14 protein-coding genes and 1 pseudogene are annotated in these 17958 nt (G+C 34.9%); 4 read left to right on the top strand and 11 right to left on the bottom strand.

What is annotated here, in order from left to right:
• Positions 1–646: 646 nt before the first annotated feature.
• Both ATZ35_RS12650 and ATZ35_RS12645 read right to left on the bottom strand, forming a co-directional pair.
• Positions 647–1234 (bottom strand): GNAT family N-acetyltransferase, encoded by a 588-nt coding sequence (locus ATZ35_RS12650; RefSeq protein WP_208927549.1) that lies wholly within the window; start codon positions 1232–1234, stop codon positions 647–649.
• A 235-nt stretch (positions 1235–1469) separates the two neighbouring features.
• A complete protein-coding gene (locus ATZ35_RS12645) occupies positions 1470–2006 on the bottom strand; it encodes a hypothetical protein (protein WP_244148165.1) in 537 nt (178 codons plus the stop codon).
• Positions 2007–2537: 531 nt separating this feature from the next.
• On the opposite strand from ATZ35_RS12645, the gene ATZ35_RS12640 reads away from it, so the two are divergent.
• Positions 2538–3656 (top strand): 5-methyltetrahydropteroyltriglutamate--homocysteine S-methyltransferase, encoded by a 1119-nt coding sequence (locus ATZ35_RS12640; protein ID WP_208927548.1) that lies wholly within the window; start codon positions 2538–2540, stop codon positions 3654–3656.
• Between the two features lie 19 nt (positions 3657–3675).
• Complete coding sequence (locus ATZ35_RS12635) at positions 3676–4797, top strand: 5-methyltetrahydropteroyltriglutamate--homocysteine S-methyltransferase (RefSeq protein WP_208927547.1); 1122 nt, start codon at positions 3676–3678, stop codon at positions 4795–4797.
• Positions 4798–4980: 183 nt separating this feature from the next.
• On the opposite strand, the gene ATZ35_RS12630 is transcribed toward ATZ35_RS12635, so the two are convergent.
• On the bottom strand, positions 4981–5925 hold the full coding sequence (locus tag ATZ35_RS12630) for a DUF7916 family protein (protein WP_208927546.1): 945 nt from the start codon (positions 5923–5925) through the stop codon (positions 4981–4983).
• Positions 5926–6104: 179 nt separating this feature from the next.
• Between ATZ35_RS12630 and efbA the strand changes: the two genes are divergently transcribed.
• Positions 6105–7814 carry a fibronectin-binding protein EfbA gene (efbA, locus tag ATZ35_RS12625; RefSeq protein ID WP_208927545.1) on the top strand — a complete coding sequence of 570 codons (1710 nt, stop codon included), beginning with the start codon at positions 6105–6107 and terminating at the stop codon, positions 7812–7814.
• Between the two features lie 79 nt (positions 7815–7893).
• On the opposite strand, the gene ATZ35_RS12620 is transcribed toward efbA, so the two are convergent.
• The 3 genes from ATZ35_RS12620 to ATZ35_RS12610 form a co-directional block, all read right to left on the bottom strand.
• A complete protein-coding gene (locus ATZ35_RS12620; protein ID WP_208927544.1) occupies positions 7894–9711 on the bottom strand; it encodes a penicillin-binding transpeptidase domain-containing protein in 1818 nt (605 codons plus the stop codon).
• A gap of 278 nt (positions 9712–9989) precedes the next feature.
• Complete coding sequence (locus ATZ35_RS12615) at positions 9990–11438, bottom strand: DEAD/DEAH box helicase (RefSeq protein WP_208927543.1); 1449 nt, start codon at positions 11436–11438, stop codon at positions 9990–9992.
• A gap of 400 nt (positions 11439–11838) precedes the next feature.
• Positions 11839–12321 (bottom strand): hypothetical protein, encoded by a 483-nt coding sequence (locus ATZ35_RS12610; RefSeq protein ID WP_208927542.1) that lies wholly within the window; start codon positions 12319–12321, stop codon positions 11839–11841.
• A gap of 426 nt (positions 12322–12747) precedes the next feature.
• Between ATZ35_RS12610 and ATZ35_RS12605 the strand changes: the two genes are divergently transcribed.
• Positions 12748–14169 carry a helix-turn-helix domain-containing protein gene (locus tag ATZ35_RS12605; RefSeq protein ID WP_208927541.1) on the top strand — a complete coding sequence of 474 codons (1422 nt, stop codon included), beginning with the start codon at positions 12748–12750 and terminating at the stop codon, positions 14167–14169.
• Positions 14170–14274: 105 nt separating this feature from the next.
• On the opposite strand, the gene ATZ35_RS12600 is transcribed toward ATZ35_RS12605, so the two are convergent.
• The 5 genes and pseudogenes from ATZ35_RS12600 to ATZ35_RS12580 form a co-directional block, all read right to left on the bottom strand.
• Positions 14275–15258 (bottom strand): aldo/keto reductase, encoded by a 984-nt coding sequence (locus ATZ35_RS12600; RefSeq protein ID WP_208927540.1) that lies wholly within the window; start codon positions 15256–15258, stop codon positions 14275–14277.
• Positions 15259–15587: 329 nt separating this feature from the next.
• Positions 15588–16103, bottom strand: a complete 516-nt coding sequence (locus ATZ35_RS12595) for a YjbQ family protein (protein ID WP_208927539.1) — start codon at positions 16101–16103, stop codon at positions 15588–15590.
• 3 nt (positions 16104–16106) lie between these two features.
• Positions 16107–16808, bottom strand: a complete 702-nt coding sequence (locus ATZ35_RS12590; RefSeq protein ID WP_208927538.1) for a triose-phosphate isomerase — start codon at positions 16806–16808, stop codon at positions 16107–16109.
• Positions 16809–16822: 14 nt separating this feature from the next.
• Positions 16823–17649 (bottom strand): annotated as a pseudogene (locus ATZ35_RS12585) (class II fructose-bisphosphate aldolase).
• A gap of 11 nt (positions 17650–17660) precedes the next feature.
• The gene (locus ATZ35_RS12580; RefSeq protein WP_086279579.1) at positions 17661–17945 is read right to left on the bottom strand and encodes a PTS sugar transporter subunit IIB; all 285 of its coding nucleotides are present in this window, start codon (positions 17943–17945) and stop codon (positions 17661–17663) included.
• Positions 17946–17958 lie beyond the last annotated feature (13 nt).

Genomic DNA, 17958 nt, shown 5'->3' with positions numbered 1-17958 from the left:
CCTTGTACTTTTCAACATCAGTTCATTTCATTCACTGTGTTTCAAAGTAAAAGCGGAACAAATCGGTTAATCCTGTAGAAAATTAGGAAATTGGCATTGAAACGTTCTTTGTTTCACTGACGATTTATCTATTTTCCTAAGGAGTGATTTGTACAGCTAGATAAATTTAAAACATAGCAGGCTCGTCCAGTTCTGACAGGAAAATAGGAAATTAGGACTGAGGTGCTTTTTGCCTCATTCATAATTTATCTTTTTCCTGAAAGACTAGCCCACATAGATAAAAAACCATTCCGCCTCTATCCTCTATTCTCTTCGCCTAAACAAATTCAAACAAAAAAACAACGACAAATCCTAAAAAGGAGCAGTCATTGTTTTTCAACAAAAACCGCATAGACTAACATCTATGCGGTCAAAAATTCATCTTGAATACACCGACATAGATACAAAATTTAGAATTTGTCTTCTAAAGTTGTATCTATGAGAGTCTCATACATACAACTATCTACGCCAGTTTTGCCATGAATTATTCAATTGGTTGATTGGTTTTGACAGTTGGTTCATGTAATCACTCCTATAGTTTTGTAATAAAGTCAGTTTACACTATAAAGAATTTGTTCGTCAAGTCTAAAAATGTTTAAAAGAACGATTATTTTGAAATCTCTTTTTCTATCGTGTCTGTTTTTAGTCGTCTACGATAACTCCAACTATCTTTATTTTCTTTAAAAGGATAAAAGTTTAGACTAGTAAACATTTTCTGAGAGGCTTTATTCCAATTAAAGATTTCACTCACAGTAATATAGTTTCTCCCCAGTTTTTTTGCTTTATAAATAAAGTATTTCGTAACCCTTCGGCCAATATGACGATTGCGAAAGGCTTGATCGATCACGATCGCATAGTCATCATGTGCTAACCAAACATCCCCTATTATTTGCAGGTGCTCCCCATTATTGTATTCTATATAATAGAGTAAGCCATGTTCATTTTGCCATTCATACATTTGTTGAATTTGTTTTTTTGTATAGGCAATTTTTGATCCAACTATATTGTACATACTTTCAGGATCTTGATACCATTTTAAAGACTCCTGGCGAAACTGATCAAAAGGGATCAAGCGAATCTCTTTGTTTACTTGCACTTTTTTTGATTGATTATGTTTGAAAGAGGACTCATTTTTAGGCTGAGTCCTCTTTCGTAATAAATCAGTCGCCAAAGTCCGCCACTTAAAAGTTGTCACGTTGATCACGTCTTACAGGTACACGCTGTAATCTAGGTGTTACTATAAAAAGTCCCACTAAAATGAATAGAATTAATTCTTTCATATCAAGTCCTTCTTTCTACTATTTGAGTTATTGCGCTACTGAATCGGCTTCTGAAGATTGACCAACACCTTGCTCGTCTATGGTTGCTTGAGTTGTTGCTGGGGTTTCAGAATTTGACGTCTTTGTTGCTGTTGCTGGTGGTTGAACACTTTATCCAACACTAGATAATGGCAACTGATTTAAAGACGGAATAAGCATTGTTTTGATGTCTAGATTTTTATCAACTGGAATTCTATTTTTTTCCTTGCCGTTTTCAAAGAAAATAATTGTTACGTCATCTTTTTTAATATTATATTTTTTTTCGATTTTCTCTGCATCATAAACGATTGGATAAATATAGATACTATGATTGAAATCTTTCATTTGTTTACTGTCCTTCAAGACATCAATGATTTGAGTATAGGTCTTTCCGCTTGGTGTTGAAAACAAAACCGTCATCGCCGTTTTATCACTGATATCCTGATCAGCTGTTTGACTATCTAAATAGCTGGCTTTTTTCGCTAGCTTATCTTCACTAACAAGGGATTTAATTTCTGATGCGCGAATATGAGCCTGCATTCTTGGAACTGCTACAACTAAACTTATAATTGCTAAAATGATTACAGCTAAAATGATTGCAGCTAATTTTTTTTGTCTATTTATGAGAGCAATAAAATCATCTTTAACATCAATAAAATTTTTCTTCATGTGTTCTCTCCTCTACAACTTATGCTTTTATTATACTAGTAGTTTATTCCTTTGCCTAGTATAACAAATAAAGACTCTAAACTATTTAATAAAACAGATCAATATTTTCATTATAAATTTATATAAATATCAAAAAAACAAGAATTATAAAAAACAAGAATCCGTTGTTGACAAACATTATTCTCTAGCCTATACTTTCATTAATGATGAATAAATTAAAAAACGATGAAAAGAAGAGTACTGTTTTTAGAAAATTGATGAGAGAGTCTCGGTAGCTGAAAAGAGATAATTTGAAAAAATAGGAAGATGGTCTTTTAGTGAATATTGGTCAACACTGCACAGCCAATATTGGGAACGCCCATTACAGCGTCAAGGTATAGATGCATGATCTGTACCTACAGAGGAAAATCTTGTAAGAGATTTTTGAATTAAAGGTGGTAACACGCTCAGTCGTCCTTTACTTTTGCAAAAAAGTATTGGGCTTTTTTTGTACTTTTTTATTAAATCTGACTAAAAAATGGAGGAACAATTATGTCTAATAACAACCAAAAAATCCCTTATCGCTACGATATCGTTGGAAGCTTTCTGCGACCTGAATCCTTAAAGAATGCACGAGCTGCATTTGCTGATGGTTCGATTTCCAAAGATGCTTTAATTGAAGTAGAAGATCAAACCATTATCGAGTTGATTGAAAAACAAAAAGCAGTCGGACTTCATGCTGTAACGGATGGTGAATTCCGGCGACGTTGGTGGCATTTAGATTTTATTGCAGGTTTAAATGGGATTACTGTTTATGATTTTCAAACCACGGCTTTTGGCATAACAACTGATGCTCAAGGAACATATGTTAGTGGACCATTGTCTTTTTCACCCACTCATCCTTTTCTTGACCATTTCCGCTTTACACAAAAACATGCAGCGCCAGCATTAGCTAAACAAACAATTCCTGGGCCTAACATGATTTTCCTAGATTCTCTGATTTTATCAAAACAATATAACGAGAACCCTATCTATACTTCTTTAGAAACGTTCAAACAAGATTTGATCAAGACTTATCAAGAGGCAATCCAAGCCTTTTATGATGCTGGCTGTCGCTACTTGCAATTAGACGACACCAGTTGGGGCGGATTGTTTGACGAACGGTTCCGGGATCTAATTAAAAAGAATGGCTTGGATGCGGATCAGCTACTAAATGATTTCCAAGAAGTCACTGAGAAATCCTTAGCGAATAAACCAGCAGATCTTGCGGTCACTTTCCATTTTTGTAAAGGAAATTTCCAATCTCATTGGCTTTATAACGGTTCTTACGAAAAAATTGCAAAAAACCTTTTTTCTATTAAAGCTTTTGATGGCTTTTTCTTAGAATACGACGATGAACGTTCGGGCGGTTTTGAACCGCTTAAAGAACTAAAAGAGCAACGAATCGTTTTAGGCTTGATCACAACAAAAAATGGCGAGTTGGAAGACCCTACTACAATCGGTGAACGAATCAACGAAGCTAGTAAATATGTGCCGCTAGATCAAATTTGCCTATCGCCACAATGTGGCTTTGCTTCTACGCACGAAGGAAACCATTTAACTGAAGAAGATCAATGGAAAAAAATCGAACTTGTTAAAAATATTGCTGAAACCATTTGGCAAGATGCATAAAATAAAAGGAGGCAACACGATGACAACTATTAAAGAAATCCCCTTTCGTTTCGATCAGGTCGGCAGTTTTTTACGCCCTGATGCCTTAAAAAAGGCTCGCGAAAATTTTTCAAATCAGACAATTTCTGCACAAGAATTAAAAGCTATCGAAGATCAAGCCATTATTGAGTTGATCGATCAACAAGTTAAAAATGGTTTAAAAGCTGTTACAGATGGAGAATTCCGTCGTAGTTGGTGGCATTTAGATTTTCTATGGGGGTTAAATGGTGTTGAACAAACTACACCTGAACATGGGTATCAATTTAACCAAGTAGAAACAAGAGCTGCCTCTTACCAAATTACAGATAAAGTAACATTTAACCCAGAACATCCTTTTTTTGAAGCTTTTACCTTTTTAAATGAACATACACCAGAAGGAATTCTTGCTAAGGCTACAATTCCTTCACCGACATTACTTTTTAATCGTAAAAGTGATACATTCACCTATGCAAGTTATACAGATGAAAATGTTTTTATTGATGATTTAGCCAAAGCCTATCACCAAACGATTTTAAAGTTCTATGATTTAGGTTGTCGTTACCTACAGTTAGATGATACTTCTTGGGGCATGTATACCGGCTTTATTGAAAATGCTAAGACTGACGATGAAATCAAACACTGGCAGCAACAATGTGTTGCAGGTGTTGCAGTCGTCAATCAGTTGCTCCAAGACTTACCAAAAGATCTCACAATTACGATGCATGTTTGTCGCGGTAATTATAAATCAGACTGGGCAATTGCTGGTCCCTATGATCATGTTGCGCCGTATTTAGCGCAGTTGACGATTGATGGTTATTTCTTAGAATATGACGATAATCGTTCGGGTGGATTTGAGCCGTTGGCACAAATCTATAAAAATGATCCCGCAAAAAAAGTAGTGTTAGGACTCGTTACTTCTAAATTTCCTGAACTAGAATCAAAAGAAAGTTTAAGTAAACGAATCAATGAAGCGTCAGCTTATATCCCATTAGAAAATCTCTGTCTTTCACCTCAATGTGGTTTTGCTTCTACAGAAGAAGGCAATCATCTAACAGAAGATGAACAATGGGCGAAAGTAAGATTAGTCGTCGAGACCGCAAAACAAGTTTGGCAAGACGCATAATAAAAAGGCTAGTGAGAAGTGTTTACCTCGAAAAATAAGAAGCCTAATGGTTGCTTCAGCATCTACAGTTCTCGTTTCACTCCGCACCTCGAAGTATGGAGGACCGTTTGCTCCCGCCGTTTATTTGTATTTAGGGTGTGAAACAAAAGTTTTTTTACTTTTGTTTCACACCCTCTTTTCATTTTATCTATTGACCGAGCGAGCCATCCGATTGATCGTATGACGCATACCACGAATCGTTACAGACATTTCATAAATATTTTCTACTGGTGCAAGACCACCATAGCCTGCATCCCCAATATGTTGTATATCTACTCCACAGATTTTATTGGTTAAGGCAATTTGGCGAATCGTCTCTTTATCAGCACTCTCTTGACTCGTTCCAATTGCTGACATTGTTAGTAAATCATATTTTTTAGCAATAGCAACCGCTGCTTTCATCTCTTCTTCTGCAAATCCTTGAATCGTTCCAACCGCTGGTAATAATAGAATATCTGCTCCAGCTTTTGCATAAGCTTCAACTGCTTCTGTCGAAACAACCGGTTCGTCCGATCCGGCACTATGCATTTTGCCTGCAATCACCAGACCTGAAAAATTCTCTTTTGCCACCTTAACTGCTTTAGCAATCTCAGCATTTGTTACACCAGTTCCCGGGTTACCAGTCAAACAAATAAAATCGATACCCATTTTTTCAGCTTTTTGAATCGTTTCCTTTGAACTTGTGCGACCATTACTGATCGTTAGTTTTTCACTAAACATAGCTGATGAATCATCAACAGGTTCTAAATTTACTCCAATCGGTCGTCCAACTAATTCTTTTAAAATCGGAATTGGATTGATTTTGTTTGTTTCTGGATTTTGCCAGTACCCCATAACTTCTTCTAAGGACATACCTGGAATTCCTTGTACGATTGGATTAAAGCAATCAAAGGCATTCAATAAAATCAAATCTGCTCCAAATGCCGCTGCAACCTCTGCATTACTAATATCCCCTGCTTGTGGTGATGCAACGACGACGTTTTCAGAAAGAATTGTGCGCCCTTCACTCGCTTTGATTGACTGTTTCAATTCCTCTGCTGTCATTTTTGCGACTTCACTGTAACTTGCACTGATCAATCTTTTTACCATAATATCCCCCCTATAATGTTTCCCTCTTTTATTATACTAGAAAAAACAAGAAAGCGCAGTCATTTACAAATCAGATGAAACAATCTCTCATTCTCGAACTTTTATTTTCCACTTCCTTTATAATTAAAAAGAACTCCGTTATAATAGTACTATTATGTATATAGAATTGAGGGATGTTTATGTCATTTGATGGCGTATTTACTCATGGAATCGTCTCGGAATTATCTGAGGCATTAGTTACAGGTCGAATTTCAAAAATTCACCAGCCTTATGAAAATGAAATTGTTCTCGTTATCCGTACCAAAGGAAAAAATCATAAATTACTTTTATCAGCGCACCCTAGTTATGCTCGTGTTCAGCTGACTGAAATCGCTTATGCTAATCCTGATACACCACCAAATTTTGTCATGATGCTTCGCAAATTTTTAGAAGGTGCTATTTTAGAAGAGATTCATCAGATCGATAATGATCGCGTGATTCACTTTACGTTTAGCAAAAGAGATGAATTAGGCGACTTGCAAAATATTGTATTAATAGTTGAATTAATGGGCAGACACAGCACAATTGTCTTAATGAACAAAGAAAACGGGAAGATTTTGGATGCGATCAAACATATTGGTAGTTCTCAAAACAGCTACCGCTCTTTACTTCCAGGTGTTGAATACATTGATCCACCTAAACAAAACCAACAAAACCCATTTTTAGCAACAAAGGAAAAAGTTTTTGAGCTACTTTCAACAACAAGTGAGCTTAATGGAAAGTATTTACAAAGTCAATTTCAAGGCTTAGGTAAAGATACAGCTGATGAGTTAGCTTTTCGTTTAAATGAACGGCCCAATGAAAAAATGCTAGTATGGCAGTCGTTTTGGTCTTCACTTGTATCAGATACTGCTCCAACTTTAACGATAACGGAGAAAAAAGAATTCTTTACCCCACTTCCATTTCTATCTTTAAATGGAAAACAAGAACGTTTCGACACATTAAGTGAATTGCTTGATGTCTTTTATGGTGGCAAAGCCGAAAAAGATCGGGTCAAGCAACAAGGCGGCGAATTAATCCATAAAATCGAAAATGAGCTAAAGCGGAATCAAAGTAAAGTCGTAAAACTTCAGCAAACATTAGCCGACACAGAACATGCTGAGAATTATCGCCGAGATGGCGAACTCTTAACAACCTTTATGACTCAAGTACCAAAAGGGGCTGAATCAGTTGAATTACCGAATTACTATGAAGAAGATCATTTATTAAAGATCAAGTTAAATCCAGCACTCACGCCGAACCAAAATGCTCAAAAATATTTCCAAAAATATCAAAAACTTAAAAATGCAGTGAAAGTCGTTCATGGACAAATCGAGCAAGCAACACAAGAGATCAGCTATTTAGAGTCCGTCCTATCACAACTGGAAATTGCAGGTCCGATGGATATCGAGATGATTCGAGAAGAATTGATTGAACAAGGATATGTAAAAAAACGCGGTGCAAAAAAACAAAAACAGCCAAAGAAAAGTAAACCAGAAGAATTTTATTCAAGCGATGGCAACCTGATCCTTGTTGGCCGTAACAACCTCCAAAATGATCAGCTTACGCTAAAAACAGCTAAAAAAACAGATATTTGGCTGCACGCAAAAGATATTCCAGGTTCTCATGTTATCATTAAAGACACAGATCCATCAGAGGAAACATTGATAGAAGCGGCAAATCTTGCTGCTTATTATTCTAAATACCGCCTATCGGCTCAAGTTCCTGTAGACTATGTCCAAGTTAAACACGTTCATAAACCAAATGGTGCAAAACCAGGTTATGTTATATACGAAAATCAAAAAACAATCTATGTTACACCTGATGAAAATTTAATAGAAACATTAAAAGATCGAAATAAAAACATCTAGCTTTGAAAAAATAAGAGGGCATGTACAAAAATTTAAAATACAATTTTTGTACATGCCCTCTTATTTTGAAGGAACTATTTTATTCATCGCGAGCAACCATTGCCCGTTCTACTAATTTATTGGATACGTCAGAAATGATCTTATTTGCTGAAACGCCATCTAATACAGGGCGTTTCAGAGTCATATAAAAAATATATTTAGGATTTTCAGTTGGTGTGATTGTCACTACAGAATGCAAATATTCTTGCTTTTGATACGCACCATTTTCAAAAAATTCTGCGGTTCCTGTTTTAGCCGAAACATTCAACCCTTCAATAGCATACTCTTTTCCCATACCATATTTAGGATCTACTGTAACATCTTTCATATAGTCTAAGACCTTCCTAGCCGTTTCACTAGAAATTGGTGTGCCTACAATTTCAGGTTCGATCATTGTTTCTTTGCCATTTTCTGACACAATTTTACTGATAATATTAGGTTTCAGCATTTTTCCATCATTCGCTATAGCAGTATAAGCTTGTAACATCTGTAAATTGGTGACAGAAATCCCTTGACCATAGGATGTCATGGCTCTATCTACCGTAGTCTTATTTTGAATTTCTCCCATAGCTTCACCAGCTAATCCAAAGTTAGTGGTTTGCCCAAATCCAAATTTTTTAAGGTATTCTTGCCATAGATCAGGCATTCGTTCTTGAAGGTTTACCATTCCTACATTACTGGACCACGCCAACCCTTGTCTAAAGGTCATATTCCCCTCACCAACACCATTATTCCAATCACTGATCTTTGTATCATCCACTTTGATACTTCCTGAGACGAATTGCTCATTTTCATTAAATTTATTTTCTTCCAAAGCAGCGGCTACCATCATACTTTTCATTGTTGAACCTGGTTCATAGATATCTTCGACTAAAATATTACTCCATCGAGCAGTATTAGGATCATCTAATCCTTTTTTAGTATCTAGTGCAAATGTTGGTCGTTGAGATGTTGCTAAAATATTTCCTGTTTTAGCGTCCATTAAAGTTGCAGTAATGTGTTCAGGTTGATATTTTTGAGCAGCTTCATCTAGTAATTCTTCCAGATAAAACTGCAGATTACTATCTAATGTTGTGTAAACATCACTTCCATTAACACGCTTTTTCTCTTTTACACTGCCAGGCTTGACATCGCCTAATGCAGAGTTTTTTTCATAGCTCCTAGAACCATTTTGACCTGACAACTTATCATTATATGCTTCTTCAATCCCCATAACGCCTTGCTCATTGCCCTTATCATCTTCTTGCGCATAGCCAATAAAATAGGAAGCAAAATTTCCCACTTGGTATGCACGTTTTTTCTCTTCTCTAAAATAAATACCTGAAATCTTTTGTCTATCTAACTCTTCTTGAATCATTCTTTTTGTTTCAAAATCTAGATTTTTGCCATTAGTCCCGAACTCAACGGTCGTAACAGGTTCGCCTTCTTCATTTACGCTAGGTTTTAATTGCTTTAATGTTATGCTTTTATCGATTTTTACATACTTCTCAAAAATGTCCGCAATCGCTGACCAATCTTTTTCTTGAACATATAATTTTTTGCCTTCTAAATCAGTATAATTTTTATCCAAAATGGCATAAAGTGAAAAGGCACTGGAATCCTCAACGAGCACATTGCCATCCTTATCAAAAATCGACCCACGCTTTGCTTCGAGTGTCTCATGAACTTCATAGAGTTCCTTTGTTTTTTCAGAAAGATTCGTCCCAGCAACTTTTCCAGTAATCAGAATATAAGAAAACCGAAACGTAAACAGTAAAAAAAGCAGGATTGTCAAGATTAAAACAATAATCCCTACTCGTTTTCGATTTTTAGTTGTTGTTAGATTATATTTATTGATCATGTCTTTAAATTTTTTCATTCAAGTTTATCTCCAATAAGATTTCTATATTACTACTTAAACATAGGTAGAAAATCGATTCATCGTTCTTTTCTATTTTACCTCTTTTTTACTGCAATTAATGCATCAAAATAGTTTCTTAAACAAAAATTAGAGTCTAAAACAATGATGATTTTTTTAACTATTGAATCAAAAATAGACCAATACTCACGAAAATTTAATGACACATTTCGTGAATATTGGTTTAGTCAATTGCTGTTCAAACTATTACTCAAGAAAAAAAGTGAAATGATATCAGATTACTTTTTTCTTGCAACATGTACTTTTAATTGTTTGCCTTTGATTGTTCGGTTTTTCATCGCTTGAATCACAAGTTGACCTTTTCCGTTTAAAATATCGATGTAGGTCACATTCTCTTGAATCGTAATGATTCCAATATCTTCTGAATTAACGCCTTCTATTTTTGAAATAGTTCCAACAAAATCAAGTGCTCGTAATTTCTTTTTCTTTCCGCCATTAAAATAAACTTTGGTGATTTCTTCATTTACCCGTTTAGCTTTTTGATATCTTGGCTTCTGTTTTGTGGTTATTTTCATTTCAAAAACCGCTTTACTTCTTGCAACTAATTTGGCGTTTGGTAATGTGATTCGGTTCATTATCAATTCACCAAAAGATTCTATTTCTTTGATTAACGGTTCATCTTTTGACGTCACAAAGGACAAAGCAAACCCTTCTTTACCGGCACGACCTGTTCGACCGACACGGTGGATATAGCTTTCTTTTTCAAATGGAACATCTAAATTGATGACATGTGTGATATTTTCAATATCTATTCCCCTTGCTGCTACATCTGTTGCGACAAGATAACGAAATTTTGCTTTTCTAAAAGCATCCATCACATCAAAACGATCTTCTTGCATCATTCCCCCATGTAATTTTCCTACTGGATAACCAGCCTTCACCAAGAAGTCATACGTATCATTGACTTTCTCTTGTGTGTTGGCAAAAATAATACATGTATCTGGATTCTCAACGATTGTGACCGCTTCTAACGCAGCTAACTTATTTTCTTCCGTTACAGATAAATATGCGTGTTGAATTTTAGGCGTTGTTTTTTCCGTTGCTGCAATTTTAACAACCGTTGGGTCATGTAAATAAGCACTACTCAATTTTTCGATTGTCTGCGGCATTGTTGCAGAAAACAATAGCGTCTTTTTACTTTCCGGCAATGCTTTGATAATGTCTTTTACCTGATCAATAAACCCCATATTCAACATTTCATCTGCTTCATCAATAACTAAACAATTGATTTTTCCAAGTGGAAGGCTTCCCTTTTTAATATGGTCAAGGACTCGTCCTGGTGTTCCAACTACCATATGACTTTTCTGTTTTAATTCGGACTTTTGCTTCACATAAGAAGCTTTTCCATAAACTGCTGTTGCTTTGATTCGTTTATAACGACCAATGTTGATCAAATCTTCTTGCACTTGCTGGGCTAGTTCTCTCGTTGGCTCTAAAATAAGAACTTGAGGTTTATTTTCAACCCAGTCGACTTTTTCACACAGTGGAATACCAAAGCTAGCTGTCTTCCCACTACCTGTTTGAGATTGAACTAGAACATCTTTTCCTTCCAATACAGCTGGAATAACAGCTTGCTGAACAGGTGTAGGTGTTTCATAGCCTAAATCTGAAATTGCTTGTACGATTACATCACTTAGTAGATAGTTGTTGAAATTTATATTATTCATTGTTTCCCCATTCTTGTAGTTTATTGATTAAAAGATGCTGCCAACTTTAAAACTACTTTAATATGTGCTCTTATCAATACTCTTAGTTATCTAAACGTTTTTAGACCTAACTCCTTATTATCCATGAAATGTCGTCGAACTGCAAGTGGCTAGATGATGATTCTAATTTTTTTGAACCAAACAAAAAGTTCTTAGTATTGCGTTTTGCTTCATTGATTCAATTAGCCTGTTTGATGAAAATTAAATAGTATTCTAAAAAAAATGAAATTCCTTCTTTTATCTTTAAATTTATTTGGACAAAAAAATAGAGTGGACTAGGCCACTCTATTTTAAGGATGATAAAATTGTTTAGATATCTAGTGAAATAAATAGCATTTCTATTAAAGTTTTCGAGCTGAATTTATCGAACAAAGCGCATGTTACTTATTCTTCCGTAATTTTGCAATGAGAACTGTGCTTTAAATTGATCGTTGTCCGCATAATCTATAGTTGATCGAGCAATAGTCGAAGCCGTAGTAGACTGATTTAAAGTCAAGCTAATATTAGAAATAGGTCGCCATAGACTGGATGGTGCGGTAGTATCCATATTCCCTGTATTCTTCCATCCCTCTATAAATCCACTATCCATATTTATATTCATAAAACCGGTACTATAAACATTTCTCATTGAAATTGGTGTAAATCTAGAGTATGAATATTGAGTATTAAAATCAAATCCGCCATTATTAATATCAATAGCCCCATATTCACCTAAATTAATATTCATAACATGTTTATTTTTAGGAGAAGTAACCGTTAATTTCCCATTATATCCCGGCACTCCAGTCCCTTCCACTGAAATATTTTGTATAGCTAAAACACTGTACAAAGTATCAGAACGCATTTTACTTCCATAGGAAATATGTATGTCCTTCTAGCGTAGTCACCTTTTATTCTTCTCCTAATCTCATCGTTTCACTATTTTTCTCTTTCAAATTATCACATAATTTTATAACAATAATTGCTCAATTTTTGTTATAAAATACCAAAAAAATGATATTTTTATAAAATATTAAAGGATTATTCTTATAAAGAATGATTTAAAATGGGATTTAATTGATTTTTCAGTTTGTACTTAAAATGATAATTCGGTGTATAGATTTAAAGACTTCTAATCTTTCAATGTATAAATTTTGCTTTTTATTGAGTGGCTAGTTTGTTATGTATTTGATTTTATAGTAGAATCAGTTGGTGAAAATAAAAAGGGGGGCTATTTATATATTACTTAGATGAACTTTACGATAGTGTTCTTAAAACAAAAATTGATATTATGGATTGTTTGCTTCATTCAACTGAAGGAAGTACTACCATTGAGCTTAGCCAACATCTCGATTTATCTTCTACAACCGTTACAAAATACATTAAAGACATCAACTTTGATTTGATGTCTTCTGCTCAAGAAGTTTCTATTAAAACAAGTGTAAATAATACACTTCATTTAGAATATTCAGATATTTTGTATTACAAACAATTCAAAAGAAATCTTATTTTTGATAATTGGAGTATAAAACTATTCTTGCGATTATTGTTGGGGTATAAGGTAAATAGAATAAAGTTTGTTCAAGATAATTTTATTAGTGAGGCTACTTATAGAAGATCTATTACGACTATAACTAAACAGATTTCGGCATTCAAGTTAATAATAAAGTCGAATAAAGGATTCAATTATCTGATTGGTGATGAAAAAAACATACGATTATATGCGAATAAAGTCTTTTGGCAATTATTTCATGGTGAAGTATGGCCGTTTGATGAGATAGATGAAGACTTAATATCTGACATTATTAAATCAAAAAAAAATGAATCCTATATCAAAAATGTCAATAATATTAATATTAAACAAACTATGTATTCATTATCCATACAAATCATTAGGTATAGAAATGGCTATGAAGTAGATATCCCTTATTACTTAAGAGACGAGGCTGATTACATAAGCGCAAAGTTTCATTTAGATAAACTTAAATCTATGCTTTCAAAAGTAGAAATAGAATTTTTTTTCTTACGTTTATTTAGTTACCCCAGATTTATGAATACTATGCTGGGAAGGCAATTTATTAAACATGCTAAATTGAACAATACTTTTCTTTCCAGAATTTCTACAGAATTTTCCGATTATCTTTCAACTAACTATATTAGCCTTTTTCCCGAAGATCAAAAAAATATTGAATCTAGTATCTATTCCTCGCATGTGAACATCTTGCTATATCCTTCATGGAGCGGAACTGAGAATAATCATTATTTCGAAGAATTTCCAATGTTAAATAAGAATATGAACACTATAGCTTTTCATTTATCAGAAAAATTCGGCTTATCTAACATTGTTAGTAATAATTATGTTTTAAATCAATATATGTTAATTTTCAGTCAGTTAAAAGATTTAAGTTATTTTGAGCCTACTGTAGCTATACTTTTAAACACAGAATTTGGTATTTTCATTGAAAATATCATAAAGAAAACATTAGATGGCGGACTAAGATCTTATTTAAATATTTCTATTCATACCTCACTTGCTGGTTTTGTTGATTCAATTGCTGATCTTAAAATAGTAGTCACCACCAGTAAAACACCTGAATTAATCAGCCAGTTCAAGGCAGAAAATATCCTTTATATCAATGAAATCCCTACAGATGAAGACTATCACACAATCTATACTTCAATAAAACATCTCATAAACAAATTGTCTAGCTAGTTCTTGTCCAATACCGAACAATTTTTGGTGGCGTTAATAAAACGTATAGTATTGTATTAACGCCACCAAATCTTTAGAAGATCCTTCTCCATATCCCTATACTTTTTAGTGTCCAGTACGTTTTTTCTCAGATTCTGGATAACGATCTCCCACAATTCTAATTTTATTTAAAGCCTTCCTAAATATCGCTTTTTCATCTGGGCTAAATAGTATCTCAGTTGCTTTAATGTTCTCTATGATTCGTTCTTTTTTTGTTGTTCCTGGAATTGGAACAATCCACGGTTTCTGATCAAGTATCCAAGCAATTGCAAGTTGGGCAGTTGTGATATTTTTTGCTTCCGCAATTTCCTGCATAAAATCAAGCAATACTTGATTCGCTTCCATTGCTTCTTGGGTAAATCTCGGCAATTCTCCTCGATTATCATTTTCATTAAATCGAGTATTTTTATCCAACTTTCCTGTAAGATACCCTCTTCCTAATGGACTATATGAAACTAAACCGATTCCCAGTTCTTCCAAAACAGGAAAAACTTCTTCTTCAACTTCCCGCCACCAAATAGAATATTCACTTTCAACTGCTGTTAACGGTTCCACCTTGTGAGCTTTTCGAATCGTTTTGGCCCCAGCTTCAGATAACCCCCAATCTAAAATTTTCCCTTCCTGTTTGAGTTTTTGGATCGTTAGCGCGACTTCTTCGATTGGTATATTTGGATCGATTCGGTGGATATAGTACAAATCGATATAATCTGTTTTCAACCGTTTTAACGAGCCTTCTACAGCGGATATAATCGTTTTAGGGCTGCTATCTGGTTGATTTTTTAGTCCATCGATTTTAAATCCACCCTTGGTTGCAATTTGAACTTGATTTCTTTTTCCAGCCAACGCTTCTCCAACCAATTCTTCATTTGTATAAGGTCCATAAACCTCTGCAGTATCAAACATTTGGATTCCTGAATCAATTGCTGTATGAACGACTTCAATCATTTCGTTCTTATCTTTTGCAGGTCCTCGATGATAATTCAGTCCCATACAGCCAAACCCTATCGTAGATGTTTCTAACCCTTTTTTACCTAATGTTCTTTTTTCCATAAACCTTCATCCTTTCGAAATAATTTATGAGTAAAAAAATTCTTCTATAAGAGTTATTCTATCTGTTAGAGTGTACTATAAGTCAAGTAGTATCTTATTTAAATCTATCTATACAAAAAAACAAGGCAGCTTTATGTTTCTTGCCTTGTTTTTAAATAGTAAACAATTATTTCTATGAAAAATTATGTATTCATCCATTCTTTTCCTTATAATCAGTATTAACTTACACCCTGAACAAAAACGAATAAACAATTTTGCTCAGGGTACACCCTCTAAATATAGACAATAGAAGCAAATACACTTTTTTCTAGACTTAGCTCATGTCATAGTTATTCACCAATGATCATCAACTGACATTTCCTATTGCGTTTACGGTTTTGATCAAAATCAATAAAATAAATATAGCCAACAGATCCAATTTGAAGTATCGTTTCATTTACGATAAACGTTTCACTTGCCCCAAATAATGAAGCACGAATATGCGCATCACCATTTAAGATTGTCCCTGGATCGCAAGGATAATTCGGATCATCAAGTCCCATTAGAAATTCAAGATGTTTCGGTCCAGGATAGCGGTAATTTGTTTCTTCCGATAATTCTCTTGGTATGATGTTATCTAAAATCCGATTCAAATCAACCTGTAAAAACTCATCGCCATTAAAATCCAAATCATGAACATACTCTTCAAAAATCACCGAACAAGTCGTATGCGGGGACTGAACTACACATAGTCCATTGGTTATATTGCTTTCTTTCACAGCTTGTCTCACAGATTCTGTGATATTGTGATAGCTGACACGTTGTCCATTAGACGTTAATATTAGATCCTTCGTATAGGTTTTCATCGATCATAACTCCTTTAACTCTGCTCTGACTTTTACCACTTCTTCTACCATCTCTTCCAATGTTTTTAACGGGTCTTGTGCACAGACAATGCCGCTAGTGCCACCCGTTCCATCTGCCCCAGATTCAATTGCTTGGCGAACATCTGCTACTGTGCTAATTCCAGCCGCTTGAAGAACAAATGTACTTGGCGAGACAGATTTTACAGCCTGATTGGTTTGTTTCATATATGAAAGGTCGCTGACAGTACCTGTACCAATCAATTCAGTTGGTTCACAAACCATTACATCGGGTTTAAGCAGTGCGATTGCTTTTGCTTCTGCAATTGAGTCGGCACAAGCAATGACTAAAATGTCCTGTTCTTCAGCTCGTTTCATGATGTTTACCAACTGATTGACACCGACTGGATGTTCTGCATGGTTTAAAAATGTTGCTTGAACGCCAACTTCTACTAGTCCTTCTGGTAAAATATAGCCCATACCTGGACCCACCACTAATCCATCCATATGTTGGACAGTAATAATCAAATGGTTTGTTGCCTGCGCGATTCGATATGCATCAACATATTGGACAGTGAAAAAGATATCTAGATCATATTTGCCGGCAAGTTCATCTGCTTTTTCCGCTAGCTTTAAGGCTTCTTCTCCATACAAATAAGCTTTAGGATTTACACAGAAAAATGGTGCACGGATAGTTCGTTTAGCCAAAGTAATCACCTCTTTTATTTAGTTGCAAAAACAGTATAGTAATGCTCTAGTGTTTCTTCTATAGACTGATTTGTCAATTTTTTCAATTGAAAATAGTCTGTAGGCTTCTCTTGCTCGATAGTCTTCATCGCAGCAGTGATAAAGTCAGTAAAGATATTGATTTTACTGATTCCGTTGGTAGCACAGCGATGCAAGTTATCGTCTCCTGATGAAGAACCACCGTGTAACACGAGAGGTATTTTCACTGCCGCTTGAAGTTCCGTTAAACGATCAAAACTGATCTTAGGAACCCCTTTATAAAAGCCATGTGCTGTGCCAATTGAAACTGCCAAAGAATCGACCTGTGTCTGTTCTACAAAGCGGACTGCATCGTGAACCTCGGTATAAATTGAATCGCTATGATCATGATTTTCATAATTGACACCAGAGCCTACAAAACCAATTTCAGCTTCAACCACTACTCCTCTTGCATGAGCATACTCGGCAATTGCTTTGGAGCGTCGAACATTTTCTTCAAAAGGATCAAGAGAAGCATCGATCATAACTGACGTAAAGCCTAGTTCAATAGCTCGTTTTATGACTTTTTCATCTTGCCCATGATCTAAATGCAATACAACTGGCACTTCTGCTTTTTCCGCTAAATAATTTCCGATAAGCGCTGCTTCTTCAAGTGACATCATATCCATATGAGCTTGCGCAAATGCTAAAATCAAAGGTTTATTCAGTCGTTCAGCTACTGATACATAGGACCGAGCAGAATCTAAGTCAAAAAAATTAGTAGCTGGAATTGCAAATCTTTCTTTTGAGCATTGGAAAACAATTCTTTAGATGTAACTAACAACGAAATCCCCCCTATTCTTTAATTTTGGCTTCAATTTCTTGATACATTTCTTCTGTGCCCATTCCTGTAAGCAGCGGCAGCCCCATAATTATTTTGTCTTTGATTTTATCTGGTACAACTGTGGTGCTGACGATGATATCATAATCATCAATACGGTTCATTTCATCCGCTACTTTTGACTGATAGAGTTTAACCTCGTTTTCATATCCTTTGGTTTTTAACCATTCTTTGACTTTATTGGTTACGATTGTCGATGTTGCAACTCCTGTGCCACACATAATCAACATTTTTTTCATTCTGATTTCTTCC

The sequence above is a fragment of the Enterococcus rotai genome, from assembly GCF_001465345.1.
In the GTDB taxonomy this organism is placed as follows: domain Bacteria; phylum Bacillota; class Bacilli; order Lactobacillales; family Enterococcaceae; genus Enterococcus_L; species Enterococcus_L rotai.
This window is presented reverse-complemented; position numbering and strand designations above follow the sequence as displayed.